Genomic DNA, 21,312 nt, shown 5'->3' with positions numbered 1-21,312 from the left:
ATGGGTCACAAGAGCAATCCGATCGGGCTTCGCCTCCAGATCAACCGCACCTGGGACAGCCGCTGGTACGCCGAAGGGCGCAACTACGCGCAGATGCTCAAGGAAGACCTTGAGATCCGCAAGTTCATCATGACCTCGCTGCCGCAGGCCGCGATCTCGAAGGTGGTGATCGAGCGTCCTGCCAAGCTGTGCCGCGTGTCGATCTATGCCGCCCGCCCGGGCGTCATCATCGGCAAGAAGGGCGCCGACATCGAGAAGCTTCGTTCGCAGCTGGCCAAGATGACCAGCAGCGACGTGAAGCTGAACATAGTCGAGATCCGCAAGCCCGAAGTCGACGCCAAGCTCGTCGCCCAGGGTGTCGCCGATCAGCTGATCCGCCGCATCGCCTTCCGCCGCGCCATGAAGCGTGCGGTGCAATCGGCGCTGCGCCTTGGTGCAGAGGGCATCAAGATCACCTGCGGCGGCCGTCTCGGCGGCGCCGAGATCGCGCGGGTCGAGTGGTATCGCGAAGGCCGCGTTCCGCTGCACACGCTGCGCGCGAACGTCGACTACGCGGAAGCCGAAGCTCTCACCGCCTATGGGATCATCGGCATCAAGTGCTGGATCTTCAAAGGTGAAATCCTCGGCCACGATCCGATGGCGCAAGACCGGCTGATGATGGAGGCTCAAACCTCCGGCGTCCGTCCGGCGCGCTGAGCAGAGTAAAAGATCATGCTGCAACCCAAGAAAATGAAGTTCCGCAAGGCCTTCAAGGGCCGGATCAAGGGCAACGCCGCCGGCGGTTCGACGCTGAACTTCGGCTCGTATGGCCTGAAGGCGCTTGAGCCCGAGCGGATCACTGCCCGTCAGATCGAGGCCGCGCGCCGTGCGATCACCCGCCACATCAAGCGCCAGGGGCGCCTGTGGATCCGCGTGTTCCCCGACGTGCCGGTGTCGAAGAAGCCTGCCGAAGTCCGTCAGGGCAAGGGCAAGGGTTCGGTCGAATACTGGGCCGCGCGGGTGAAGCCCGGCCGGATCCTGTTCGAACTCGACGGCGTGCCCGGTCCGATCGCCGCAGTGGCGTTCGAGCGTGCGGCGATGAAGCTGCCGATCAAGGTCAAGGTCGTCGCCCGTCTTGGCGACACCTCGCATCTGGGAGCGGAATGATGGCTGCCAAGAATTCTATCGCGAACAAGGTCGGCGACATGCGCGCCAAGACCGACGACCAGCTCACCGGCGACCTCGCCGACCTGAAGCGCGAGGCTTTCAACCTTCGTTTCCAGGCCGCGACCAACCAGCTCGAGCGTCCGGCGCGGATCAAGGAAGTGCGCCGCGACATCGCGCGCATCAAGACGCTCAAGAACGAGCGCCAGAACGCCGAGCCCGCGCGCTCGAACGACAAGAAGGCCTGACGTCATGCCCAAGCGTATCCTGGTCGGCACCGTGGTGTCCGACAAGACCGACAAGACCGTGGTGGTCAAGGTCGAGCGCAAGGTGAAGCACCCGCTCTACGGGAAGATCATCCGCCGCTCGAAGAAGTACCACGCGCATGACGAGGACAATGCGTTCAAGGCGGGCGAGACGGTGCGGATCGAAGAGACCAAGCCGGTGTCCAAGCTGAAGACGTGGAAGGTGCTCGACCGGCTCGATGCCGGCAAGACCGCCGCCGTCGAAGCCGACGTCTGACCTGAAGATTTTGCGGAACTGCCGGGCGCGTCCCGGCAAGCCGAGTGAGAAGGAACCGGATCAATGATCCAGATGCAGTCCAATCTCGACGTCGCCGACAACAGCGGCGCGAAGCGCGTCCAGTGCATCAAGGTGCTGGGCGGGTCGAAGCGCCGGACGGCGGGCGTCGGCGACATCATCGTGGTGTCGATCAAGGAGGCGCAGCCCCGTGCGCGCGTGAAGAAGGGTGACGTTCACCGTGCGGTGATCGTGCGCACCCGCAAGGACGTGCGCCGGGCCGATGGCTCGGTCATCCGCTTCGACACCAACGCCGCGGTGCTCGTGAACAAGAACGAGGAGCCGATCGGCACCCGTATTTTCGGACCGGTGGTGCGCGAACTGCGTGGCCGTGGCTTCATGAAGATCATCAGCCTTGCGCCGGAGGTGCTGTAATGGCCGGAGCGAAGATCAAGAAGGGTGACAGCGTCGTCATCCGTTCGGGCAAGGACAAGGGCCGCACCGGCACTGTCCTTCAGGTGATGCCGAAGGACGGCAAGGTCCTTGTCGCCGGCATCAACGTCGCCGCGCGTCACCGCAAGCCGAGCCAGACGAACCCGCAGGGCGGGATCGACCGGAGCGAGGCACCGCTGCACCTGTCGAAGGTCGGCCTGGCCGATCCGAAGGACGGCAAGGCGACGCGGGTGCGTTTCGAGACCAAGGACGGAAAGAAGGTCCGCGTGGCCGTCAAGTCCGGGGAGACGATCGATGGCTAAGGAAGACACGGGCCGGTACATCCCCCGTTTGAAGCAGAAGTACGACGCCGACATCGCCAAGGCGATGACCGAGCGCTTCGGCTACAAGAACGCGATGGAAGTGCCCAAGATCGAGAAGATCACGATCAACATGGGTGTCGGCGAGGCGAGCCAGGACAAGAAGAAGGTCCAGACCGCCGCCGCCGAAATGGCGCTGATCGCCGGCCAGAAGCCGGTCATCACGATCGCGAAGAAGTCGATCGCGCAGTTCAAGCTGCGCGAAGGCATGCCGATCGGTTGCAAGGTGACCTTGCGCCGCGAGCGCATGTACGAATTCCTCGACCGCCTGATCACCATCGCCATGCCCCGCATTCGCGACTTTCGCGGCCTGAACCCGAAGAGCTTCGACGGGCGCGGCAACTACGCGATGGGTCTGAAGGAGCAGATCATCTTTCCGGAGATCAGCTACGACCAGATCGAAAAGGTGCGTGGGATGGACATCATCGTGACCACCACCGCGAAGACCGACGACGAGGCCCGCGAACTGCTGCGCCTGTTCGGTTTCCCGTTCCCGCTGGATGCTGCTGAAGATCAGCAGCAGGCCGCGTGATCAAGTTTTGAAGAAGAGAGCTTAAGTCCATGGCGAAACTGAGTTCCATCAACAAGAACGAGCGGCGCAAGAAGCTCGTGAAGAAGTATGCAGCGCGCTACGCGACGCTCAAGGCGAAGGCTGACGACAAGTCGGCCGACGAGAGCGAGCGCCTGATCGCGCGGCTCAAGCTGGCCGAGATTCCGCGCAACGGAAACCCGACCCGCGTGCGCAACCGCTGCACCACCACCGGCCGCCCCCGCGGCTACTACCGCAAGTTCGGCCTGTGCCGCATCGAGCTCCGTGATCTGGCCAACAAGGGCATGATCCCCGGTGTGACGAAGTCGAGCTGGTAAGGATCATCCGATGGCTATGACCGATCCCCTGGGCGATATGCTCACCCGCATCCGCAACGGCCAGCAGGCGAAGAAGGACAGCGTCCTTTCCCCTGCCAGCAAGCTGCGTGCGCATGTTCTCGAAGTCCTCCAGCGCGAGGGCTACATCCGCGGCTTCAGCGAAGACGATACCGGTGCCCACAAGGCGCTGCGCATCGAACTGAAGTATTTCGAAGGCCAGCCGGCAATCAAGCACGTCGCGCGCGTCTCGAAGCCCGGCCGTCGCGTCTATTCGGGGAGCCGCGAGCTGCCCGTCGTTCGTAACGGCCTTGGCATCACCATCGTCTCGACGCCGAAGGGCGTGCTCTCGGATGCCGAGGCACGTGCCCAGAACGTCGGCGGCGAAGTGCTCGCGGAGGTGTTCTGATGAGCCGCATCGGTAAACGTCCGGTTCCCGTTCCCAGCGGTGTCACCGCTGCGATCGCGGACAAGGTGCTGACCGTGAAGGGGCCGAAGGGCTCGCTCACGCTGCCGCTCGCCGACAGCATTGCATATGACGTGCAGGACGGACAGATTTCGGTCCTTCCCGCCAATGACTCCAAGGAGGCGCGCGCTTTCTGGGGCATGCAGCGCACGCTCGTCGAAAACCTCGTGACCGGGGTGACCGACGGGTTCACCAAGGTGCTCGAGATCACCGGCGTCGGCTATCGTGCCAACGCGCAGGGCAAGAACCTCAAGCTGCAGTTGGGCTACAGCCACGACGTCGACTTCGCGATTCCCGAGGGGATCGAGATCAAGACCCCGGATAACACCACGGTCGAGATTAGCGGGATCGACAAGCAGAAGGTCGGCCAGGTCGCCGCCGAGATCCGCCGCTGGCGCAAGCCCGAGCCCTACAAGGGCAAGGGCATCAAGTACCGCGGCGAGTACATCTTCCGCAAGGAAGGGAAGAAGAAGTAATGGCCAAGCTCTCTCTTTTCGATCGCCGCCGCCAGCGCGTGCGTTCCGCGCTGCGCGCCCAGAAGGGCGGACGTCCCCGCCTTTCGGTCCATCGTTCGGGCCGGCACATCTATGCCCAGATCATCGATGATGCCGCGGGCCGCACGCTGGCTTCGGCCTCGTCGCTCGCCAAGGGCAGCAAGGGCCCGGGCGCCACTGTCGATGCGGCCGTCCGCGTCGGCAAGGAGCTGGCCGAGAAGGCCCAGCAGGCGGGCGTGACCACCGTCGTGTTCGATCGCGGCGGGTTCCTGTTCCATGGTCGGGTCAAGGCGCTGGCCGATGCCGCGCGCGAAGCCGGGCTGGAGTTCTGATAATGGCTGATGAAACCAACACCCCCGAAGTGACCGCGGGCGAAACTCCCGAAACCGTGATCGCCAACGATCTCGGCCAGGGCGGCGATCCCGCACCGGCGCGCGAAGGTCGCGGCCCGCGAGGCGGACGTGGCGGTCCCGGCGGCGGCAACCGTGGCGGCAACGACCGCAATCGCGGCGGGCGCGGTCGTGACGACCGTCGCGGCGGACGCGGCGGCGGCGACGATGACGGCGGCGAGGAGCTGATCGAGAAGCTCGTTCACATCAACCGGGTGTCGAAGACGGTCAAGGGTGGCAAGCGCTTCGGCTTTGCGGCGCTGGTCGTGGTCGGCGACGGCAAGGGCCGGGTCGGTTTCGGCCACGGCAAGGCGCGCGAAGTGCCCGAGGCGATCACCAAGGCGACTTCGGCCGCCAAGAAGAAGATGGTTCGCGTTCCGCTCAAGGACGGCCGCACCCTGCATCACGACGGCAAGGGCCGTTTCGGTGCGGGCAAGGTCAACGTCCGTTCGGCCCCGGCCGGTACCGGCATCATCGCCGGTGGCCCGATGCGCGCCGTGTTCGAAAGCCTGGGCGTTGCCGACGTGGTGACCAAGTCGGTCGGCACCTCCAACCCCTACAACATGATCCGCGCCACGTTCGACGCGCTGACCGACCAGACTTCGCCGAAGTCGGTGGCCCAGCGCCGCGGCAAGAAGGTCGCCGACCTTCTCGGTCGCGGTGGCGCATCCACGGTGGAGGCAGAAGCCGCCGCCGAAGCGATCGCGGAGTAAGCGACATGGCCAAGATTCGTATCAAGCAGATCGGTTCGCCGATCCGCCGCCCCGAGAAGCAGAAGCAGATGCTGATCGGTCTCGGCCTGGGCAAGATGCACCGTGAAGTGGAACTCGAGGATACCCCCGAGGTCCGTGGTGCGCTGGCCAAGCTGCCCCACATGGTCCAGGTCCTCGATTGATCTGACCTGCTCCGCGCCCGGTCCCGATGGACCGGGTGACGGCGTTCTTTCTTCCAGCGCGACTTAAAGCGAAAGCGAGTGCACACCATGAAACTTACCGATCTTCGCGACAACGAAGGCGCCCGCAAGGGCCGGATGCGCGTCGGACGCGGCATCGGCTCGGGCAAGGGCAAGACCTCTGGCCGCGGCCAGAAGGGCGCCAAGGCGCGTTCGGGCGTCAGCGTCAACGGGTTCGAGGGTGGCCAGATGCCGCTCCACATGCGGATTCCGAAGCGCGGCTTCAACAACATCTTCGCCAAGGACCATGCCGAGGTGAACCTGGGCATGATCCAGAAGTTCATCGACGCTGGCAAGCTCGACGCCAGCAAGGTCATCGACCATGCCGCGCTCAAGGCCGCCGGCCTTTCGCGCGCCGCCAAGCATGGCGTCCGCCTGCTCGGCAAGGGCGAGTTCACGACCAAGGCTCTGTTCGACGTCGCCGGCGTGACGAAGGGTGCGCGCGAGATCGTCGAGAAGTTCGGTGGCTCGATCAAGCTGCCCGAACCCAAGGTTCCGGCCAAGCCCGCCAAGGAGCGCCCCGTCAAGGGCAAGGCGGCGGCAGCACGCGCCAAGGCCGCCCAGTAATTAACCTGTATGGCGGGTGCGGGGGGTTCGACTTCCCCGCGCCCGCCCTATATGGGGCGCGAGCGTCGGCTTGACGCAAGCGTCCTTACAAGGCTCAATCGTCCGATGGCATCACGCGCCGACAATATCGCGAGCAGTTTCAGCCTCGCCAAGTTCTCGCAGGCCACCGAGCTGCGCAAGCGGATGTGGTTCACGGTCGGCGCGTTGATCGTCTTCCGGTTTCTGAGCTTCGTGCCGCTGCCGGGCGTCAACCCGCTGATCCTCGAGACGCTTTACGCGCAGACGCAGGGCGGCATCCTCGACATCTTCAACACGTTCTCGGGCGGTTCGCTTCAGCGGATGAGCCTGATCGCGCTCGGCATCATGCCCTACATCACGGCTTCGATCGTGGTGCAGCTGGCCGCCTCGCTTCACCCGGCGCTCGCCGCGCTGAAGAAGGAAGGCGAGAGCGGGCGCAAGAAGCTGAACCAGTACACCCGGTACGGCGCGGTTTTTCTGACTGCGCTGCAGGGCTGGTTCCTGGCGGTCGGGCTTGAAAGCTACGCCGCGCAAAGCGGACTTCAGGCTGTCGTCGCACCGGGCATGCTGTTCCGCGTCGGGGCGGTCATCAGCCTCATCGGCGGGACGATGTTCCTGCTCTGGCTGGGCGAGCAGATCACCAGCCGCGGTATTGGCAACGGCGTTTCGCTGATCATCATGGCCGGCATCGTCGCGCAGATGCCGACGTTCGTCGCCAACATGTTCGAAGGCGGCCGCTCGGGCGCGATCTCTCCGTTCGTTATCGTCGGGCTCGTCGTGCTGATCGTAGGGCTGATCCTGTTCATCTGCTTTATGGAGCGAGCTCAGCGCCGGCTGCTGATCCAATATCCGAAGCGCGCGAGCCAGCGCGGGATGATGCAGGCCGACCGCAGCCATCTTCCGCTCAAGATCAATACCGCTGGCGTGATCCCTCCGATCTTCGCCAGCTCGCTCCTGCTTCTGCCGCTGACGATCACCCAGTTCGCGGGCAAATCCGTCAGCCCCGACAGCACCGCGGGCGGCATTCTGGTGACGCTGAATCAGTACCTTCAACACGGGCAGCCGGTATACATGGCGCTCTACGCGCTGGGCATCATCTTCTTTTGCTTCTTCTACACCGCTGTCGTCTTCAATCCCGAGGAAACCTCGGAGAACCTGAAGCGCAACGGCGGCTTCATTCCTGGCATCCGTCCGGGCAAGAACACCGCGACCTACCTCGATTACGTCCTGACCAGAATCACCGTGATCGGTGCGGCGTACATCACGCTTGTCTGCGTCATTCCCGAATACGTGATTGCGCAGACCGGGGTGAAGCTGTTCTTCGCCGGTGGCACGAGCCTGTTGATCGTGGTCAATGTGACGGTCGACACGATCACCCAGATCCAGTCGCACCTGCTGGCTCACCAGTATGGCGACCTGATCAAGAAGGCCAAACTGAAGGGTCGCCTGCGCTAGAACGCGCGGGGACGGAGGGGAGCAGCTAGTCGTGAACATCATCCTGCTGGGACCGCCGGGTGCGGGCAAGGGCACCCAGGCGCAACGGCTGGTCGATCGCCACGGCATGCGCCAACTTTCCACCGGCGACATGCTGCGCGCCGCGGTCAAGGCCGGAACACCCGTTGGGGTCAAGGCCAAGGCCGTGATGGATGCGGGCGAACTCGTCTCGGACGAGATCGTCTCCGCGCTTATCGGCGACGAGCTTGACGCGATGCCTGCCGGACAGGGCGCGATCTTCGACGGATATCCCCGCACCGCCGCGCAGGCAGAGGCGCTCGACACGATCCTCGCAGATCGGCGGCGCACGCTCGACTACGTGATCGAGCTCGAGGTGGACGAGGACGCGCTGGTCGAGCGGATCACCGGGCGCTTCACCTGCGCCCAGTGCGGCAAGGGCTATCACGACAAGTTCGAGCGGCCCAAGGTCGAGGGCACCTGCGACCGCTGCGGCAGCCACGAATTCAAGCGCCGGCCTGACGACAACGAGGACACCGTGCGCACACGCATGGCCGAGTACCGCGCCAAGACCGCGCCGATCCTACCGCTCTACGATGCCCGCGGCATCGTCCGCCGGATCGACGGGATGGCCGACATGGACGCCGTGAGCGCGGCGATCGAGGAGGTTCTGGCCGGTTGATCGTTTCCCCCGCGACGCGCATGCTGTGCGCGTCGTCGAGGGGACTTTCATGATACTACGCGAACTTGCAGCGGCTGCGGCGCTTGCGCGCCTGGCCGCTAGTCCGGCAGCCGCTGAGGTCATCCAGCAATCGCCGGAAGGGTTTGTCGTTCGCACGACTGCCGAGACGACCGCGGCTCCGGGGTCGGCCTGGTCCGCTCTCGTTGCGCCTGCCGCCTGGTGGAACAAGGCGCATACCTTTTCGGGCGATGCGGCCAATCTCAGCCTCGATCCCCGCCCCGGCGGCTGCTTCTGCGAACAATTGCCGTTGTCCCCCGTCGCTCCGGCAGGCGCGCCGCGTGGCGGGGTGGAACACATGCGTGTCGTCTTTGCCGATCCCGGCAAGGCGCTGCGCATGGTCGGATCGCTGGGCCCGCTAGGATCCGAGGCGCTGACCGGCACCCTCACGATCACCCTGAAGCCGGCGGGAAGCGGTACGCGGATCCTGTGGGAATACGTCGTGGGGGGGTACATGCGCTACAAGACGGAAGAGATCGCGCCCGCGGTGGACAAGGTGCTGAGCGGCCAACTGGCGAGCCTCGTCGCAGCGCTCGGTCCGGCCGCGCCGGCCCCGAAGACGCCTCCGGCAAAGGGCCGTTAAATCACCATTTCCCTCTTGCCTGGGAAAAATCCGGGCGGTGCTTTTGCCGCGCGGAAAAGCGGCTAAAGTCGCGCTCGCGCCGAACCGCGACTCGCAAAGAAGGTCGCGGCGGCATCATCGATGGGTCGCATCGCCTCACTTGCGGGGAATGGCATTCGCTCTCCCGCGCCTTTCAGACGGGGGAATTACCTGTGGCCGTTACCGATCATGTCGACCTGCCGACCTTCATGGAGGGCGTGAACAAGCGCAATCCGCACCAGCCTGAGTTCGTCCAGGCGGTTCAGGAGGTCGCTGAGGATATCTACGACTTCATCCAGGACAAGGAAGAGTACCACTCGCAGCAAATCCTGCGCCGGATCGCCGAGCCCGACCGGGTCATTTCCTTCCGCGTCTGCTGGGAGGACGACAACGGCAACATCCGCGTCCAGCGCGGCTACCGTATCCAGAACAACAACGCGATCGGGCCCTACAAAGGCGGCATCCGTTTTCACCCCTCGGTCAACGAGAGCGTGCTCAAGTTTCTTGCGTTCGAGCAGACATTCAAGAATGCGCTGACAGGCCTGCCGATGGGCGGGGGCAAGGGCGGCTCGAATTTCAATCCCAAGGGCAAGAGCGTGCGCGAGATCATGCGCTTCTGCCAGAGCTTCATGACCGAACTCTATCGCCACATCGGCGCCGACATCGACGTGCCGGCGGGCGACATCGGCGTGGGCGGCCGCGAGATCGGCTTCATGTTCGGCCAGTACAAGCGGATCACCAACGAATTTACCGGCGTGCTGACCGGCAAGGGGCTGGAATATGGCGGCTCGATGATCCGGCCCGAAGCGACCGGTTATGGCGCGGTCTACTTCCTCGAGAACATGCTCAAGCACAAAGGCGACGGGCTGCAAGGCAAGACTGCGGTCATCTCGGGCTCGGGCAACGTGGCGACCCATGCCGCAGAGAAGATCAACCAGCTCGGCGGCAAGGTCCTTACGCTCTCGGACTCGGGCGGCTTCATCCACGATCCCAAGGGCATCGACCAGGAGAAGATCGACTGGGTGAAGACCCACAAGACCCATCGTCGCGGGCGCATCCAGGATTATTGCGACGAGTTTGAGGGATCATCGTTCCACGCCGGCAAGACCCCGTGGAACGTGCCGTGCGACGTTGCACTGCCCTGCGCGACTCAGAATGAACTGCTGGGCGAGGACGCCAAGGCGCTGGTCGCGAACGGCTGCATCGGGGTTTCGGAGGGCGCGAACATGCCGACCAACCTCGAAGGCGTGCATGTCTTCAAGCACGCCAAGATGCTGTTCGCACCGGGCAAGGCTGCGAATGCCGGCGGTGTCGCGGTTTCCGGCCTCGAGATGAGCCAGAATTCCGGGCGTCGCGCCTGGAAGGAAAGCGAGCTTCAGCAGATGCTCCGCGACATCATGGACGGCATCCACGACAGTTGCCTCACCTATGGTGATCAGGGCGGCGGCTACATCGACTACGTGAAGGGGGCCAATATCGCCGGCTTCAAGAAAGTCGCCGACGCCATGCTGGCCTTCGGGGTGGTCTGACGGCGAGCCGGTCCGGGCGGGTGCTGCGACAGTCTGTCGCCGCACCCGCCCGGCAGGTTTTGACGCCGCCCGCCCGCTGCCCTATAGCGCAATGCAGTCGCAGGAGGGGGCACGAACCAGGGTTCGGTGCTTCGATGTCGCGTGGATGACGTCCCCTGTTGACTGCGGCGACGAATCGCCCTAATCGCGCGTTTCACTCGAAACCATCGGTGTTGTCCGGCAGGTGCCCATTCCTTGCGCGCCATCCGGGCTTTTTGCCGTTCGGTCCGGGTGTTCGCGATGAGATAGGGGCCGTCGCACCAGCGACCTCCCCCTGTGGAGCAGGAGAAACAAGTGGCTCGTATTGCCGGGGTAAATATCCCCACCAACAAGCGCGTGATCGTGGCGCTGACCTACATTCACGGTATCGGTCCGGCCAAGGCGAAGCAGATTGCTGCCAAGCTGGGCATCGATGAAAGCCGCCGGGTGCAGGACCTGACCGATCAGGAAGTGCTGCATATCCGCGAGACGATCGACGCCGACCACATGGTCGAAGGCGATCTGCGCCGGACTACCGCAATGAACATCAAGCGCCTGATGGACCTGGCCTGCTACCGCGGCCTGCGTCATCGCAAGGGCTTGCCGGTTCGCGGCCAGCGCACTCACACCAACGCCCGCACCCGCAAGGGCAAGGCCAAGCCGATCGCCGGCAAGAAGAAGTAAGCGCCGCCAGCGTCGCGCGATGCGACGCCTGACGACCTTTCCTTCCAGTTTCTCGACAGGATTACCGATATGGCACGCGAACCCCAGCGCATCAAAAGGCGGGAGCGCAAGAACATCTCCAGCGGCGTCGCTCACGTGAACGCCAGCTTCAACAATACCATGATCACCATCACCGACGCGCAGGGCAATGCGATCAGCTGGTCCAGCGCGGGCATGATGGGCTTCAAGGGCAGCCGCAAGTCCACGCCTTACGCAGCCCAGGTTGCTGCGGATGACGCGGGCAAGAAGGCCGCTGAGCACGGCGTCCGCACGCTCGAGGTGGAAGTCAAGGGACCGGGTTCGGGCCGCGAGAGCGCGCTTCGCGCACTGCAGGCGGTGGGCTTCACCATCACCGCCATCCGCGACGTGACCCCGATCCCGCACAACGGCGTGCGTCCTTCTAAGCGCCGCCGCGTCTGATCCTGCCTGTCGGCGGCTGATTGCCGCCGACGACTTTTTTGCCGGCTCCACGTCACCCGGATCCGGCCCACGGAAAACCCTAGGGGAAGTCCATGACTGTCAACATCAAGAACTGGCAGGAACTGAAGAAGCCCAACAACCTCGAGGTCAAGGCCGGCACCGACAGCAAGCGCAAGGCGACCTTCGTGGCCGAGCCGCTGGAGCGCGGCTTCGGTCTCACCCTCGGCAACGCGCTGCGTCGCGTGCTGCTTTCCTCGCTGCAGGGTGCGGCGATCACCTCGATCAAGATCGAAAACGTTCTCCACGAGTTCTCCAGCCTTGCCGGCGTGCGCGAGGACGTGACCGACATCGTCCTGAACGTGAAGCAGATCGCGCTCAAGATGGAAGGCGAAGGCCCCAAGCGGCTGCAGCTTTCGATGACCGGTCCTGCCGAGGTGAAGGCGGGCGATATCGCGGTCTCGGGCGACATCCAGGTCCTCAACAAGGACCTCGTCATATGCCACCTCGACGAAGGCGCCACGTTGAACATGGAACTGACCGCGGACAGCGGCAAGGGCTATGTTCCGGCCGTGGGCAACCGCCCCGCCGACGCGCCGATCGGCCTCATCCCGGTCGATTCGCTTTATTCGCCGGTTCGCCAGGTGAGCTACAAGGTCGACAACGCCCGCATTGGTCAGGAACTCGACTTCGACAAGCTGAGCCTGACGATCGAAACCGACGGCACTGTGACGCCGGAAGATGCGGTGGCCTATGCCGCGCGTATCCTCCAGGACCAGCTCGCGCTGTTCGTCCACTTCGAGGATGCGGTTCCCGCCGGGCACGTTCCGCAGATGGCCGGCCTTGCCGCCCATTCGCCGGAAGAAGGCGATACCAACCAGCTCAACCGCTACCTTCTCAAGAAGGTCGACGAACTGGAGCTGTCGGTGCGTTCGGCCAATTGCCTCAAGAACGACAACATCATCTACATCGGTGATCTGGTCCAGAAGACCGAGGCGGAGATGCTGCGGACGCCGAATTTCGGCCGCAAGTCGCTCAACGAGATCAAGGAAGTGCTGTCCAGCATGGGCTTGCGCCTGGGCATGGACATCCCTGGCTGGCCGCCCGAGAACATCGAGGAAATGGCCAAGAAGCTCGAGCAGGAATTGCTCGGCTAAATCGGTCGACATGGGTTTCGGCGGCCACCCTGAGTGCCGCCAGGATCGGGCTACCTGACACGGGCCCAATACGAACGGAGTTGAGAAAATGCGTCACAAGATGGGCGGCCGCAAGCTTCAGCGGACCTCGAGCCACCGCCGCGCGCTGCTGCGCAACATGTCTGCCGCTTTGATCAAGCATGAGCAGATCACCACCACGACGGCCAAGGCGCGCGAACTGCGTCCCTACGTCGAGAAGCTGATCACTCTCGCGAAGCGTGGCGGTCTTTCCAATCGTCGCCTGGCGCACGCCCGTCTGCTCGACGACACGCAGCTGACCAAGCTGTTCGACGTGCTGGCATCGCGTTACGCAGGGCGTGACGGCGGCTACACCCGCATCGTCAAGGCTGGCTACCGGGCCTCCGACGCAGCTCCGGTCGCGGTGATCGAGTTCGTCGATCGCGACACGTCGGCCAAGGGTCAGGATTCGGGCCCGGTGATGACCGAGGACGAATACGCCGACAACTGAGACAGCGCCTCGCGACAAGATGTCGCGGAGTGTTAGGCATAGGCAGGCGCGAGTGGTAAGCTCGCTGCCTGCCTTTTGCGTTTAGGAACTGCAGACGATGTCCCTGCGGCACTTGCGCCGTCTCCTCGTCGCGATTTGGCTCGTGGCGCTGTCGGGTGCCGCCGCAGCCAGTGATCCGCCCGCGCGGCTCAAGCTGTCGGACTACCCCCAAAGCCGCCGTGAAAGCGTCGTCGAGACCCGGTTTGGGCAGCGCGTACCCGATCCCTATCGCTGGCTCGAACGCGATGCCCGCCGCGATCCCGCGGTAGCCGCGTGGGTCGAGCAGCAAAATGACCTGAGCAGCGCGTATCTGCGTTCTCTGCCCGGCCGCGAGCATTTCGCAGCCCGAATCCGTGCGATACTGAATTACGAACGCTTCGGCATTCCGCGCAAGGCGGGGCGACTGTACTTCTACCTCCACAATACCGGGCTTCAGAGCCAGTCCTCGCTGCTCGTCCGTCGTGGCCTGTCCGGCAAGCCGCGCACTTTGCTCGATCCCGAAGGATGGTCCCCGGGCGGCACGACTGCTCTCGACGCATGGGAGCCATCGCGCGACGGCGCCCTCCTGGCTTACAGCGTGCAGGAAATGGGCAGCGACTGGCGGACCGTCCGCTTTCTGGACGTCGATTCCGGTCGGATGCTCGAAGACCAGCTTTCGTGGGTGAAATTTTCCGGACTCGCCTGGGTCGGCACCAAAGGCATTCTCTACTCGCGCTTTCCCGGAGAAGGCGATCAGTTCGACCGCACCTTGCCAAGCTTCGGTCAGGCGATCTGGTTTCACCGCATCGGAACGCCGCAATTCGCCGACCGTCTTGTCTATTCCACCCCGGATCACCCCGAATATGGCCACAGCGCCACCGTTACGACAGACGGACGCTATGCCGTCATCACCAGTGGTATGGGCAAGATCGCGCGGCATGAAATCCGGGTGATCGACCTGGCCGAACCCGATCCCGCGAAATGGGTCGTGAGGCCCCTCGTCACAGGATTTAACGACGACTGGACCTTCGTCGATGGACTTGGCCGCAACCTCTGGCTGCGGACCAATTCCGGCGCGCCTCGTTACCGACTGGTCAGGGTCGAACTCGGCGAGAGCGAAATGCGCTGGACCGAGGTTATTCCCCAGACGACTTCGGTGCTGGCGGGCGCCAACGTCGTCGGCAATCGGCTCCTGCTCTCCTACCTCGACAATGCCGCGACGCGTGCGCTCGTCACCGATTTCAGCGGGCGGGCGGTTCGAGGGATCGCACTGAACGTCATCGGCAGCGCCGCGGGGTTCGAAGGCCGGCCAGGCGATCCCGAGACGTTCTACCAGTTTTCAAGCTATGCGCAGCCGCCGGCGGTCTACCGGCTCGATCTCGATACCGGACGGATCCGGGCATTTTCCGCGCCACAGTTCGCGTTCGATCCTGCCGCCTACGTGGTGGAGCAGCGGTTCTATCCTTCGCGCGATGGTACGCGCGTGCCTTTGTTCCTCGTGCGCAGCCGTGCGCTGGCCACCAGCGGGCGCGCGGCACCGACCATTCTTTACGGTTACGGCGGGTTCGATGTTTCGCTCACTCCCGGCTTCTCGGCGGTTCGCATGGCATGGATCGAGGCGGGCGGAGCGTTTGCCGTGGCAGGGGTCCGGGGCGGAGGCGAATACGGGTCCGAATGGCACGATGCAGGGAGGCTGGCGAACAAGCAGAACGCGTTCGACGATTTCATCGCGGCTGGCGAATACCTCGTCTCCCAAGGCATCACGCCCGCCGGTGGCCTGGCCTTGCAGGGCTCTTCCAACGGCGGGATGATGGTAGCTGCGGTTATGAACCAGCGGCCCGATCTCTTCGCCGCAGCCAATCCCGACGTTGGCGTCATGGATATGCTGCGCTTCGATCGCTTCGGCGCTGGGCGCTATTGGTACGAAGATTACGGCCACCCGGATCGACAGCCCGACTTCGAATGGCTGCGCGCATATTCCCCCTACCACAACATCCGCAAGGGGGATTACCCGGCCATCCTCGTCACCGCGGCCGACAGCGACGACCGGGTCGTTCCGGCGCATAGCTTCAAATATGTCGCCGCGCTCCAGGCCGCCGACCTCGGGGCCAAGCCCCGCATCCTCCGCGTCGAAGCGAACGCGGGTCATGGGCCGGGAAGGCCGACCGAGATGGTGATCGCGTCGGGTGCCGATGTCCTGGCCTTTCTGGCTTTCTGGACGGGCCTTCACGTCAGCAATTAGCCTGCCAATTCGTTCAGAGTGGGGCTGGTTTTCCTTAACGGTCGCTGACATCTGAATTCAGGCAAGCCTCACTGCCGGACCGCTAGTCAGATATCCGACCGGGAAGCGTCCCGGCCTGTGCGACAAGGATATGACCATGAATCTTTATACGAAAGCCCTGGTCGGGACCGTCGCCGCGGCTGCGGTGGCAGTTTCTTCGGCAACTCCCGCGCTCGCCCGTGATCGCGGCGGCATCGACGTTGGCGATGTAATCGCCGGTGCGGTGGTCCTGGGCGGAATCGCGGCTGTGGCCGGCTCGATCGGCAACCACGGCTACGGCAGCACTTACGGTCAGCCCTACGGCTACAACGACCGCTACAACAACGGCTATTACAACAACGGTTACTACAACAACGGCAACTACAATAACCGCTACTACCAGGGCGACCCGCGCCAGGCGGTGGAGCAGTGCGTACGTTACGCCGAGCAGAGCGCTGGCCGCTACAGCTATGGCCGCGCCGATGTGACCGACATTCGTAGCGTCGACCGCAACAGCCGCGGTTACACCGTCCGTGGGCGGATCGCGGTGAACTCCAACAACCGCGACTGGCGCAATGGCGACAGCTATTACGGCCGCGGCTGGAACGGCGACTATCGCGGATGGAACAGCAACCTGCGCGGCTATGACGCGGGCTCGTTCAAGTGCCGCGTCGAGTATGGCCGGATCGTGGACCTCGACTTCAGCGGGATCCGCGGGCTCTAAGCACTGATACAACCTGACGAAGGCTGCGGTAATTGGCAGGCGGTTCAGGCATTTGAAAGCCTGGGCCGCCTAGCCTTTTGTATCCGGCGGGTTTTGAGTCCCGGCCTCGTGGCCGTCAGCGGCAGGGCCAGGGCGCCAGCGCGGTGAGGGGAACGTTGCTATGAGCCGCACTATCAGCCTCGTTGGACGCGCTGCGGCGCTGCTGGCCTGCACCACCATGATCGCGATGCCAGCGATGGCGCGCCGAGTCCCCCTGAATATTCCGCTGACCGCCCGACCGGCAGCTGCCGCTGCGTGGAGTGGCGACCTCGAAACCTACAACGAACATCGCCGCTATCGCTATCGCCATCATGACGGGATCGATGGCGGCGACCTGCTGGGAGGTCTCCTTGTCCTGGGCGGCATCGCGGCGGTCGCTGCGGCTATCGACAAGTCCAACAGCGAGAAGACCCGCGGAGAGGATTACCGTAATCCGCGGCAGCCTGATTATGACAACCGCGACTATGATTATCGCGATTCACGCCGGGCGCTTCCTCCGCAGGACCGCTACGGATCGGGCAGGGCTGGCGAGTTTCGCCCGGACGAGGCGCGCCGCGCTGCCGATGCCTGTGCCGCCGAGGCCGGGCGCGACGGGCGCGTTGCGGGCATCGACGGAGTGGAGCAGAGCGGACAGGATTGGCGCGTGCGCGGCAACTACGCCGGCGGAAGCGACTTTTCATGCACGGTGGACCGGGAAGGGCATGCATGGGTCGGCAAGGGAACTGGCCTGAACGATTCAGATCGGCCCGCGCGCGATGTTGACGGCACGCCAGACCGCTACGACGAACAAGATGCCTACCCGCAGGCAGTGCCGCAGAGCGGCAACGACGACCGTTACCAGACCGGCAATACCCCTGATTTCAAAGCGGCGCCCGCCGCCTGATTCAGGCCGCGCAGCGCGGAACTATCCGCGCGACACGTCTTCCAGCTTTTCGCGCGTCACAGGATAGCCAAGGTCGTCGGGGATCGTCAGCCAGCGCGCACCTTCGTGATCGACGATCCGCGGTGTCAGCATCCGCACCGGGATGTCGCGAGCATGGGCCACCGCATCGGCAAAGCTTGAGAATTGCGCCAGTCGCTCGAGATTGCGACGCGTCGGGAAGATCACCATGATCTTGCCGCTGTCGGCCAGGTCCAGCGCTTCCTGCGCAGTGGCCCAGAACAGGTGCGTGTTCTCGGTCGCATCGACCATGAGGTCGACGGCTCCGGTGCCGATGTCGTAAAGGTAGAACCGCGTGTCGAAGATGCGCAGGTGCCGATGGCGCGGGCACCACCGCGCAAAGGGCACCAGCCGGTCGAGCGCGAGTTGCCAGCCGAATTCCTCGAGCACCGGCCCGATAGCGCCCTGCGCCAGTAGCGAAGCGCGCGCGGCATGCGCCTGTTCCAGCGTAACCGGACTGTCGATCCCCAGGGCAAGCCCCGTTTCCTCAAGCGTCTCGCGCACCGCTGCGATGCGGGCAGCGTGTTCTTCGATCTCCTCCTCGCCGAGATACGGCGCAAGGACAGCGGCAAGTTCCCGATCCGCAGGATCGACGCGGCCGCCTGGAAAAACCGCCGCACCCCCGGCAAAAGTCATCGACGCCGATCGTTCGACCATCAGCAATTGTGGCGGGCCACCTGCGGGATTGGCCCTGAAGATGACCAGAGTCGCGGCGGGAATTGCGGGAGGCGGGCTTTCGTCCGCGCCGAAGTCTTCGAATGGTTCCATCCCGACCGGAATGCGATGCAAAGGCGGGCTTGCCAAGTGGTAATACGCTTGGTGGTCACCCTTGCCGTGTCGGCAGACTTTACAGCGAACCTCGAATTGAACGTGTGAACGCGGCAAAAAACATTACTTTACGGCCATTTCTGGAGTTTGGCACGGCACGTGCATTAATAGTGACATCCCAATCAGTCTTCCATGAGGCGGAGCCGACCCCCCCCCCCCGGTCTCCAACGGCTCCGCCTCCCCCCTCGCAAGACGAGCGGGAAGCGAAGGCGCAATCCGAAAGATTACAAGTAGAAGTCCGCTCAGGCGGCTCGCTGGACGTCCGCTTCGTTCATCAGCTCTTCGAGCTCGCCGGCCTCGAACATCTCCATCATGATGTCGCTGCCACCGATGAATTCGCCCTTCACGTAAAGCTGGGGAATCGTGGGCCAGTCGGAATAGGCCTTGATCCCCTGGCGGATTTCCATGTCCTGCAGCACGTCGACCGTTTCGTAGCCTACCCCAAGGTGATCGAGGATGGCGATTGCCTTGCTGGAAAAGCCGCACTGCGGAAACAGCGGCGTACCTTTCATGAAGAGGACGACATCGTTGCCGTTGACGATTTCGGCGATGCGGGCGTTCGGGTCGGACATCGGGAGAATTTCCTTTCGCGCCCTAGCTGGGAACGGCGGTGGTGAGTTGCAAGGCGTGAAGAACGCCGCCCATGCGGCCGCCGAGTGCTTCGTAGACCGCCTTGTGCTGAGCGACGCGGGTCTTGCCGGCGAAGCTGGCGGAGACAACGTGCGCGGCGTAATGATCGCCGTCTCCGGCAAGGTCGGTGATCGTCACTTGCGCATCGGGGATCGCCCCGCGGATCAGCGTCTCGATCTCGGCTGCCGGCATTGCCATTGTGGTGCTTCCTTCAGACCCGCTCAGACTTCGCCCATAAGCGCGCGGCGCGCCTCGACCTGCTTGGCCTCGAGCGCCGAGCGGATTTCGTCCTCGTCGATGTCCACGCCCGCCGACACCAGATCGCCCAGAAGCTTGCGGATCACGTCCTCGTCGCCGGTTTCCTCAAAGTCGGCCTGGACCACCGATTTGGCGTATGCATCGGCCTCCGCCACGCTCAATCCCATCTTCTCGGCCGCCCACGCGCCGAGAAGGCGATTGCGCCGCGCGTGAACGCGAAAAAGCATTTCCTCGTCGTGCGCAAACTTGGCCTCTTCGGCGCGTTCACGGTCCTTGAAGTCAGTCATGCGGCAATCCTCGTGCAATACTTCAAAATTGGATAGCAGCGCAGGCAGGCGCCGCAAGCGAGATCACGGCGCCACGCGCACCACAACCTTGCCCACTGCCTTGCGATCCTGAAGCAGCGCGATCGCTTCTCCCCCCCGCTCGAGCGGAAGCACTTCGCTCACCAGCGGATTGATCTTTCCCGCCTGAAGCAGGTCCAGCAGCTCCGCGACCTGGGCGCGGTATGCTTCGGGCTCGCGAGCAGTGAACGCGCCCCAGAACACACCGCAGATATCGCAAGACTTCAGCAGCGTGAGGTTGAGCGGCATCCGGGCGATTCCCGCAGGAAAGCCCACAACCAGAAAACGGCCTTCCCAGCCGATCGCGCGCAGCGCGGGCTCGGAATAATCACCGCCGACGATATCGTAGATCACTTGCGCGCCGTCGGGGCCGCAGGCCGCCTTGAACTGCTCGGTCAAGGCCCGGCTCTGGTCCTTGTCGAACGGGGGACGTCCGTAGATGACCACGTCGTCGGCACCGGCGTTGCGTGCGATCTGCGCCTTCTCTTCACTCGAGACAGCGGCGATCACGCGCGCGCCCATGACCTTGCCCAGCTCAACGGCCGAGAGTCCCACCCCGCCGGCCGCGCCCAGCACCAGAAGGGTGTCGCCGGCCTTGAGGTGCCCGCGATCGCGCAATCCGTGGATCGTCGTGCCGTAAGTCATCAGCAGCGACGCCGCCTGCTCGAAGGATACGCCTTCGGGAATGCGGAACAGCCGGCCGGGATCGACCACGACCTTCTCGCACAGTCCGCCGTTGCCGGTTCCGGCCAGGACCTTGTCGCCGACGCTCCATCCGGTCACGCCTTCGCCGATCGCCTCGATCACCCCGGCGATTTCGCCGCCCGGGGAATAGGGGCGCTGCGGCTTGAACTGATACATGTCGCGGATCATCAGCGTGTCGGGAAAATTGATCGCGCAGGTCTTTACCGCCACCAGCACCTGGCCCGGTCCGGCGACAGGCGGATCGATTTCGTCGAGAGTAAGGGTCTCGGGTCCGCCGATGGCGTGGGTGCGTAGCGCTTTCATTGTGATCCTCTCATCCGGCCGCTTGTCCGGGCCTGTTCATGCCGCTTGTCCGGTGCCGCGCGCGAGCCAGGGCAGGTCGCGGCGCTGGCGTTTTTCGTAATCGCCGATTGCGGTGTCGCGGGCCAGGGTCAGCCCGATCTCGTCCAGCCCTTCGGCAAGGCACTGCTTGCGGAACGGATCGATGGCGAAGACGAAGCGGTCTTGGAAAGGCGTGGTGACCGTCTGGTGCTCGAGATCGACCGCAATGGGATCGGTCTGGGCCACTTCGAGGAGGCGATCGATCGCCTCCTGCGGCAGGGCGATGGCAAGAATGCCGTTCTTGAAGGCGTTGCCCGCAAAGATGTCCGAGAAGCTGGGCGCGATCACGCAGGTTATGCCAAGATCGAGCAGGGCCCATGCGGCGTGCTCGCGGCTGGAGCCGCAACCGAAGTTGTCGCCGGCAATCAGGATCGGCGCTCCCGCAAAGCGGGGATCGTCGAACAGGTTGTTCGGCTCCTTGCGGATCGTTTCGAAAGCGCCGCGGCCAAGCCCCTCGCGGGTGATGGTCTTGAGCCAGTGCGCGGGAATGATGACGTCGGTATCGACGTTCTTGCGGCCGAGCGGGATGGCCCGGCCTTCGATCTGGCTAACCGGTTGCATGGCGCTCGCTATAGCGGGGCGGCGGCCCCGCGCAACTAGTCGGTTTCGGGCGGCGGAGCGCTGGGCCGTGGCTTGGCGGCAGCGTCGGCGCGCTCCTTGCGGCGCGAGGCGAAAAGGAGGGCGGCGGCCAGAGCGGCCGAGCCGATGGCGGCACCGGCAAGGGCGGCCGGGCCGGCCCACTTGGTGCTGTCGGTCGTTTTCTTGGTCATCGCGGCGCAAACTGGCATTCCGCGCGCGCCCTCGCAAGAGTCGTCGC

32 protein-coding genes are annotated in these 21,312 nt (G+C 64.2%); 25 read left to right on the top strand and 7 right to left on the bottom strand.

The features are described 5' to 3' along the window. The 25 genes from rpsC (at position 1) to ACFO0A_RS13280 (ending at position 17,292) form a co-directional block, all read left to right on the top strand. A complete protein-coding gene (rpsC, locus tag ACFO0A_RS13400; protein WP_379539505.1) occupies positions 1 to 696 on the top strand; it encodes a 30S ribosomal protein S3 in 696 nt (231 codons plus the stop codon). A gap of 15 nt (positions 697 to 711) precedes the next feature. After that, positions 712 to 1,146 carry a 50S ribosomal protein L16 gene (gene rplP / locus ACFO0A_RS13395; RefSeq protein WP_379539504.1) on the top strand — a complete coding sequence of 145 codons (435 nt, stop codon included), beginning with the start codon at positions 712 to 714 and terminating at the stop codon, positions 1,144 to 1,146. Next, a complete protein-coding gene (gene rpmC / locus ACFO0A_RS13390; protein ID WP_379539503.1) occupies positions 1,143 to 1,391 on the top strand; it encodes a 50S ribosomal protein L29 in 249 nt (82 codons plus the stop codon). The genes rplP and rpmC overlap by 4 nt, the downstream gene beginning before the upstream one ends. A 4-nt stretch (positions 1,392 to 1,395) precedes the next feature. Next, entirely contained in the window at positions 1,396 to 1,665 is a 270-nt protein-coding gene (gene rpsQ / locus ACFO0A_RS13385) for a 30S ribosomal protein S17 (protein ID WP_379539502.1), read from the top strand. Between the two features lie 63 nt (positions 1,666 to 1,728). Beyond that, positions 1,729 to 2,097 (top strand): 50S ribosomal protein L14, encoded by a 369-nt coding sequence (rplN, locus tag ACFO0A_RS13380; protein WP_379539501.1) that lies wholly within the window; start codon positions 1,729 to 1,731, stop codon positions 2,095 to 2,097. Then, positions 2,097 to 2,417, top strand: a complete 321-nt coding sequence (gene rplX / locus ACFO0A_RS13375; RefSeq protein ID WP_379539500.1) for a 50S ribosomal protein L24 — start codon at positions 2,097 to 2,099, stop codon at positions 2,415 to 2,417. The genes rplN and rplX overlap by 1 nt, the downstream gene beginning before the upstream one ends. Continuing rightward, on the top strand, positions 2,410 to 3,006 hold the full coding sequence (gene rplE, locus ACFO0A_RS13370; RefSeq protein WP_379539499.1) for a 50S ribosomal protein L5: 597 nt from the start codon (positions 2,410 to 2,412) through the stop codon (positions 3,004 to 3,006). The genes rplX and rplE overlap by 8 nt, the downstream gene beginning before the upstream one ends. Before the next feature lie 29 nt (positions 3,007 to 3,035). Continuing rightward, positions 3,036 to 3,341 (top strand): 30S ribosomal protein S14, encoded by a 306-nt coding sequence (rpsN, locus tag ACFO0A_RS13365; protein WP_379539498.1) that lies wholly within the window; start codon positions 3,036 to 3,038, stop codon positions 3,339 to 3,341. A gap of 10 nt (positions 3,342 to 3,351) precedes the next feature. Continuing rightward, positions 3,352 to 3,747, top strand: coding sequence for a 30S ribosomal protein S8 (gene rpsH, locus ACFO0A_RS13360; protein ID WP_379539497.1), 396 nt, complete (start codon positions 3,352 to 3,354; stop codon positions 3,745 to 3,747). Continuing rightward, the gene (gene rplF / locus ACFO0A_RS13355; RefSeq protein WP_379539496.1) at positions 3,747 to 4,280 is read left to right on the top strand and encodes a 50S ribosomal protein L6; all 534 of its coding nucleotides are present in this window, start codon (positions 3,747 to 3,749) and stop codon (positions 4,278 to 4,280) included. Before rpsH ends, rplF begins: the two co-directional genes overlap by 1 nt. Then, complete coding sequence (rplR, locus tag ACFO0A_RS13350) at positions 4,280 to 4,630, top strand: 50S ribosomal protein L18 (protein ID WP_379539495.1); 351 nt, start codon at positions 4,280 to 4,282, stop codon at positions 4,628 to 4,630. Before rplF ends, rplR begins: the two co-directional genes overlap by 1 nt. A gap of 2 nt (positions 4,631 to 4,632) precedes the next feature. After that, positions 4,633 to 5,400, top strand: coding sequence for a 30S ribosomal protein S5 (rpsE, locus tag ACFO0A_RS13345; RefSeq protein WP_379539494.1), 768 nt, complete (start codon positions 4,633 to 4,635; stop codon positions 5,398 to 5,400). Positions 5,401 to 5,405: 5 nt separating this feature from the next. Next, positions 5,406 to 5,582, top strand: a complete 177-nt coding sequence (rpmD, locus tag ACFO0A_RS13340; RefSeq protein WP_379539493.1) for a 50S ribosomal protein L30 — start codon at positions 5,406 to 5,408, stop codon at positions 5,580 to 5,582. An 87-nt stretch (positions 5,583 to 5,669) separates the two neighbouring features. After that, the gene (rplO, locus tag ACFO0A_RS13335; protein ID WP_379539492.1) at positions 5,670 to 6,206 is read left to right on the top strand and encodes a 50S ribosomal protein L15; all 537 of its coding nucleotides are present in this window, start codon (positions 5,670 to 5,672) and stop codon (positions 6,204 to 6,206) included. Positions 6,207 to 6,311: 105 nt separating this feature from the next. Next, positions 6,312 to 7,679 carry a preprotein translocase subunit SecY gene (gene secY / locus ACFO0A_RS13330; protein ID WP_379539491.1) on the top strand — a complete coding sequence of 456 codons (1,368 nt, stop codon included), beginning with the start codon at positions 6,312 to 6,314 and terminating at the stop codon, positions 7,677 to 7,679. Positions 7,680 to 7,710: 31 nt separating this feature from the next. Continuing rightward, the gene (locus tag ACFO0A_RS13325; RefSeq protein WP_379539490.1) at positions 7,711 to 8,358 is read left to right on the top strand and encodes an adenylate kinase; all 648 of its coding nucleotides are present in this window, start codon (positions 7,711 to 7,713) and stop codon (positions 8,356 to 8,358) included. A gap of 49 nt (positions 8,359 to 8,407) precedes the next feature. Continuing rightward, positions 8,408 to 8,998, top strand: a complete 591-nt coding sequence (locus ACFO0A_RS13320) for an SRPBCC family protein (RefSeq protein ID WP_379539489.1) — start codon at positions 8,408 to 8,410, stop codon at positions 8,996 to 8,998. Between the two features lie 191 nt (positions 8,999 to 9,189). Next, positions 9,190 to 10,545 (top strand): NADP-specific glutamate dehydrogenase, encoded by a 1,356-nt coding sequence (gene gdhA / locus ACFO0A_RS13315; protein WP_379539488.1) that lies wholly within the window; start codon positions 9,190 to 9,192, stop codon positions 10,543 to 10,545. Positions 10,546 to 10,878: 333 nt separating this feature from the next. Continuing rightward, complete coding sequence (gene rpsM, locus ACFO0A_RS13310) at positions 10,879 to 11,247, top strand: 30S ribosomal protein S13 (protein WP_379539487.1); 369 nt, start codon at positions 10,879 to 10,881, stop codon at positions 11,245 to 11,247. A 69-nt stretch (positions 11,248 to 11,316) separates the two neighbouring features. Next, positions 11,317 to 11,706: a 30S ribosomal protein S11 gene (gene rpsK, locus ACFO0A_RS13305; protein ID WP_338468127.1), complete on the top strand. Its 390-nt coding sequence runs from the start codon at positions 11,317 to 11,319 to the stop codon at positions 11,704 to 11,706. A gap of 92 nt (positions 11,707 to 11,798) precedes the next feature. Further along, positions 11,799 to 12,860 carry a DNA-directed RNA polymerase subunit alpha gene (locus ACFO0A_RS13300; RefSeq protein ID WP_379539486.1) on the top strand — a complete coding sequence of 354 codons (1,062 nt, stop codon included), beginning with the start codon at positions 11,799 to 11,801 and terminating at the stop codon, positions 12,858 to 12,860. A gap of 88 nt (positions 12,861 to 12,948) precedes the next feature. After that, complete coding sequence (gene rplQ / locus ACFO0A_RS13295) at positions 12,949 to 13,368, top strand: 50S ribosomal protein L17 (RefSeq protein ID WP_379539485.1); 420 nt, start codon at positions 12,949 to 12,951, stop codon at positions 13,366 to 13,368. A gap of 97 nt (positions 13,369 to 13,465) precedes the next feature. Beyond that, on the top strand, positions 13,466 to 15,628 hold the full coding sequence (locus tag ACFO0A_RS13290) for a prolyl oligopeptidase family serine peptidase (protein WP_379539484.1): 2,163 nt from the start codon (positions 13,466 to 13,468) through the stop codon (positions 15,626 to 15,628). 136 nt (positions 15,629 to 15,764) lie between these two features. Continuing rightward, positions 15,765 to 16,370, top strand: a complete 606-nt coding sequence (locus ACFO0A_RS13285; protein ID WP_379539483.1) for a hypothetical protein — start codon at positions 15,765 to 15,767, stop codon at positions 16,368 to 16,370. 160 nt (positions 16,371 to 16,530) lie between these two features. Further along, a complete protein-coding gene (locus ACFO0A_RS13280) occupies positions 16,531 to 17,292 on the top strand; it encodes a hypothetical protein (RefSeq protein WP_379539482.1) in 762 nt (253 codons plus the stop codon). Positions 17,293 to 17,313: 21 nt separating this feature from the next. Here the strand turns inward: ACFO0A_RS13280 and ACFO0A_RS13275 are convergent, their stop codons facing one another. The 7 genes from ACFO0A_RS13275 to ACFO0A_RS13245 all read right to left on the bottom strand — a co-directional run bounded on the left by ACFO0A_RS13275 (position 17,314) and on the right by ACFO0A_RS13245 (position 21,265). Further along, positions 17,314 to 18,117 (bottom strand): NUDIX hydrolase, encoded by an 804-nt coding sequence (locus ACFO0A_RS13275; RefSeq protein ID WP_379539481.1) that lies wholly within the window; start codon positions 18,115 to 18,117, stop codon positions 17,314 to 17,316. Between the two features lie 302 nt (positions 18,118 to 18,419). Next, the gene (gene grxD / locus ACFO0A_RS13270; protein WP_379539480.1) at positions 18,420 to 18,749 is read right to left on the bottom strand and encodes a Grx4 family monothiol glutaredoxin; all 330 of its coding nucleotides are present in this window, start codon (positions 18,747 to 18,749) and stop codon (positions 18,420 to 18,422) included. 22 nt (positions 18,750 to 18,771) lie between these two features. Continuing rightward, complete coding sequence (locus tag ACFO0A_RS13265) at positions 18,772 to 19,005, bottom strand: BolA/IbaG family iron-sulfur metabolism protein (RefSeq protein ID WP_379539479.1); 234 nt, start codon at positions 19,003 to 19,005, stop codon at positions 18,772 to 18,774. Positions 19,006 to 19,028: 23 nt separating this feature from the next. Beyond that, complete coding sequence (locus tag ACFO0A_RS13260) at positions 19,029 to 19,352, bottom strand: DUF1476 domain-containing protein (protein ID WP_379539478.1); 324 nt, start codon at positions 19,350 to 19,352, stop codon at positions 19,029 to 19,031. Between the two features lie 63 nt (positions 19,353 to 19,415). Beyond that, positions 19,416 to 20,417 carry an NADPH:quinone oxidoreductase family protein gene (locus ACFO0A_RS13255; protein ID WP_379539477.1) on the bottom strand — a complete coding sequence of 334 codons (1,002 nt, stop codon included), beginning with the start codon at positions 20,415 to 20,417 and terminating at the stop codon, positions 19,416 to 19,418. Between the two features lie 36 nt (positions 20,418 to 20,453). Beyond that, positions 20,454 to 21,056 carry a 3-isopropylmalate dehydratase small subunit gene (gene leuD, locus ACFO0A_RS13250; RefSeq protein WP_379539476.1) on the bottom strand — a complete coding sequence of 201 codons (603 nt, stop codon included), beginning with the start codon at positions 21,054 to 21,056 and terminating at the stop codon, positions 20,454 to 20,456. Between the two features lie 35 nt (positions 21,057 to 21,091). Continuing rightward, the gene (locus tag ACFO0A_RS13245; protein ID WP_379539475.1) at positions 21,092 to 21,265 is read right to left on the bottom strand and encodes a hypothetical protein; all 174 of its coding nucleotides are present in this window, start codon (positions 21,263 to 21,265) and stop codon (positions 21,092 to 21,094) included. Between the last annotated feature and the right edge of the window lie 47 nt (positions 21,266 to 21,312).

The organism is Novosphingobium tardum (assembly GCF_042652045.1).
GTDB classification, from domain to species: Bacteria; Pseudomonadota; Alphaproteobacteria; order Sphingomonadales; family Sphingomonadaceae; genus Novosphingobium; species Novosphingobium tardum.
Note: the sequence above shows the minus strand (reverse complement) of the source record. Positions and strands in the feature narration are given on the sequence as shown.

Coding starts and splice junctions, on each gene's coding strand:
- ACFO0A_RS13280 (WP_379539482.1), top strand. CDS start 16,531: ATGAGCCGCACTATCAGCCTCGTTGGACGCGCTGCGGCGCTGCTGGCC.
- ACFO0A_RS13285 (WP_379539483.1), top strand. CDS start 15,765: ATGAATCTTTATACGAAAGCCCTGGTCGGGACCGTCGCCGCGGCTGCG.
- rplF (WP_379539496.1), top strand. CDS start 3,747: ATGAGCCGCATCGGTAAACGTCCGGTTCCCGTTCCCAGCGGTGTCACC.
- rplX (WP_379539500.1), top strand. CDS start 2,097: ATGGCCGGAGCGAAGATCAAGAAGGGTGACAGCGTCGTCATCCGTTCG.
- ACFO0A_RS13300 (WP_379539486.1), top strand. CDS start 11,799: ATGACTGTCAACATCAAGAACTGGCAGGAACTGAAGAAGCCCAACAAC.
- ACFO0A_RS13265 (WP_379539479.1), bottom strand. CDS start 19,005: ATGGCAATGCCGGCAGCCGAGATCGAGACGCTGATCCGCGGGGCGATC.
- rpsQ (WP_379539502.1), top strand. CDS start 1,396: ATGCCCAAGCGTATCCTGGTCGGCACCGTGGTGTCCGACAAGACCGAC.
- rplP (WP_379539504.1), top strand. CDS start 712: ATGCTGCAACCCAAGAAAATGAAGTTCCGCAAGGCCTTCAAGGGCCGG.
- rpsH (WP_379539497.1), top strand. CDS start 3,352: ATGGCTATGACCGATCCCCTGGGCGATATGCTCACCCGCATCCGCAAC.
- rplR (WP_379539495.1), top strand. CDS start 4,280: ATGGCCAAGCTCTCTCTTTTCGATCGCCGCCGCCAGCGCGTGCGTTCC.
- rplQ (WP_379539485.1), top strand. CDS start 12,949: ATGCGTCACAAGATGGGCGGCCGCAAGCTTCAGCGGACCTCGAGCCAC.
- leuD (WP_379539476.1), bottom strand. CDS start 21,056: ATGCAACCGGTTAGCCAGATCGAAGGCCGGGCCATCCCGCTCGGCCGC.
- rpsC (WP_379539505.1), top strand. CDS start 1: ATGGGTCACAAGAGCAATCCGATCGGGCTTCGCCTCCAGATCAACCGC.
- ACFO0A_RS13290 (WP_379539484.1), top strand. CDS start 13,466: ATGTCCCTGCGGCACTTGCGCCGTCTCCTCGTCGCGATTTGGCTCGTG.
- rpsN (WP_379539498.1), top strand. CDS start 3,036: ATGGCGAAACTGAGTTCCATCAACAAGAACGAGCGGCGCAAGAAGCTC.
- rplO (WP_379539492.1), top strand. CDS start 5,670: ATGAAACTTACCGATCTTCGCGACAACGAAGGCGCCCGCAAGGGCCGG.
- ACFO0A_RS13275 (WP_379539481.1), bottom strand. CDS start 18,117: ATGGAACCATTCGAAGACTTCGGCGCGGACGAAAGCCCGCCTCCCGCA.
- rpsE (WP_379539494.1), top strand. CDS start 4,633: ATGGCTGATGAAACCAACACCCCCGAAGTGACCGCGGGCGAAACTCCC.
- ACFO0A_RS13320 (WP_379539489.1), top strand. CDS start 8,408: ATGATACTACGCGAACTTGCAGCGGCTGCGGCGCTTGCGCGCCTGGCC.
- ACFO0A_RS13260 (WP_379539478.1), bottom strand. CDS start 19,352: ATGACTGACTTCAAGGACCGTGAACGCGCCGAAGAGGCCAAGTTTGCG.
- rpmD (WP_379539493.1), top strand. CDS start 5,406: ATGGCCAAGATTCGTATCAAGCAGATCGGTTCGCCGATCCGCCGCCCC.
- ACFO0A_RS13255 (WP_379539477.1), bottom strand. CDS start 20,417: ATGAAAGCGCTACGCACCCACGCCATCGGCGGACCCGAGACCCTTACT.
- ACFO0A_RS13245 (WP_379539475.1), bottom strand. CDS start 21,265: ATGACCAAGAAAACGACCGACAGCACCAAGTGGGCCGGCCCGGCCGCC.
- rpmC (WP_379539503.1), top strand. CDS start 1,143: ATGATGGCTGCCAAGAATTCTATCGCGAACAAGGTCGGCGACATGCGC.
- secY (WP_379539491.1), top strand. CDS start 6,312: ATGGCATCACGCGCCGACAATATCGCGAGCAGTTTCAGCCTCGCCAAG.
- grxD (WP_379539480.1), bottom strand. CDS start 18,749: ATGTCCGACCCGAACGCCCGCATCGCCGAAATCGTCAACGGCAACGAT.
- rpsK (WP_338468127.1), top strand. CDS start 11,317: ATGGCACGCGAACCCCAGCGCATCAAAAGGCGGGAGCGCAAGAACATC.
- rplN (WP_379539501.1), top strand. CDS start 1,729: ATGATCCAGATGCAGTCCAATCTCGACGTCGCCGACAACAGCGGCGCG.
- rplE (WP_379539499.1), top strand. CDS start 2,410: ATGGCTAAGGAAGACACGGGCCGGTACATCCCCCGTTTGAAGCAGAAG.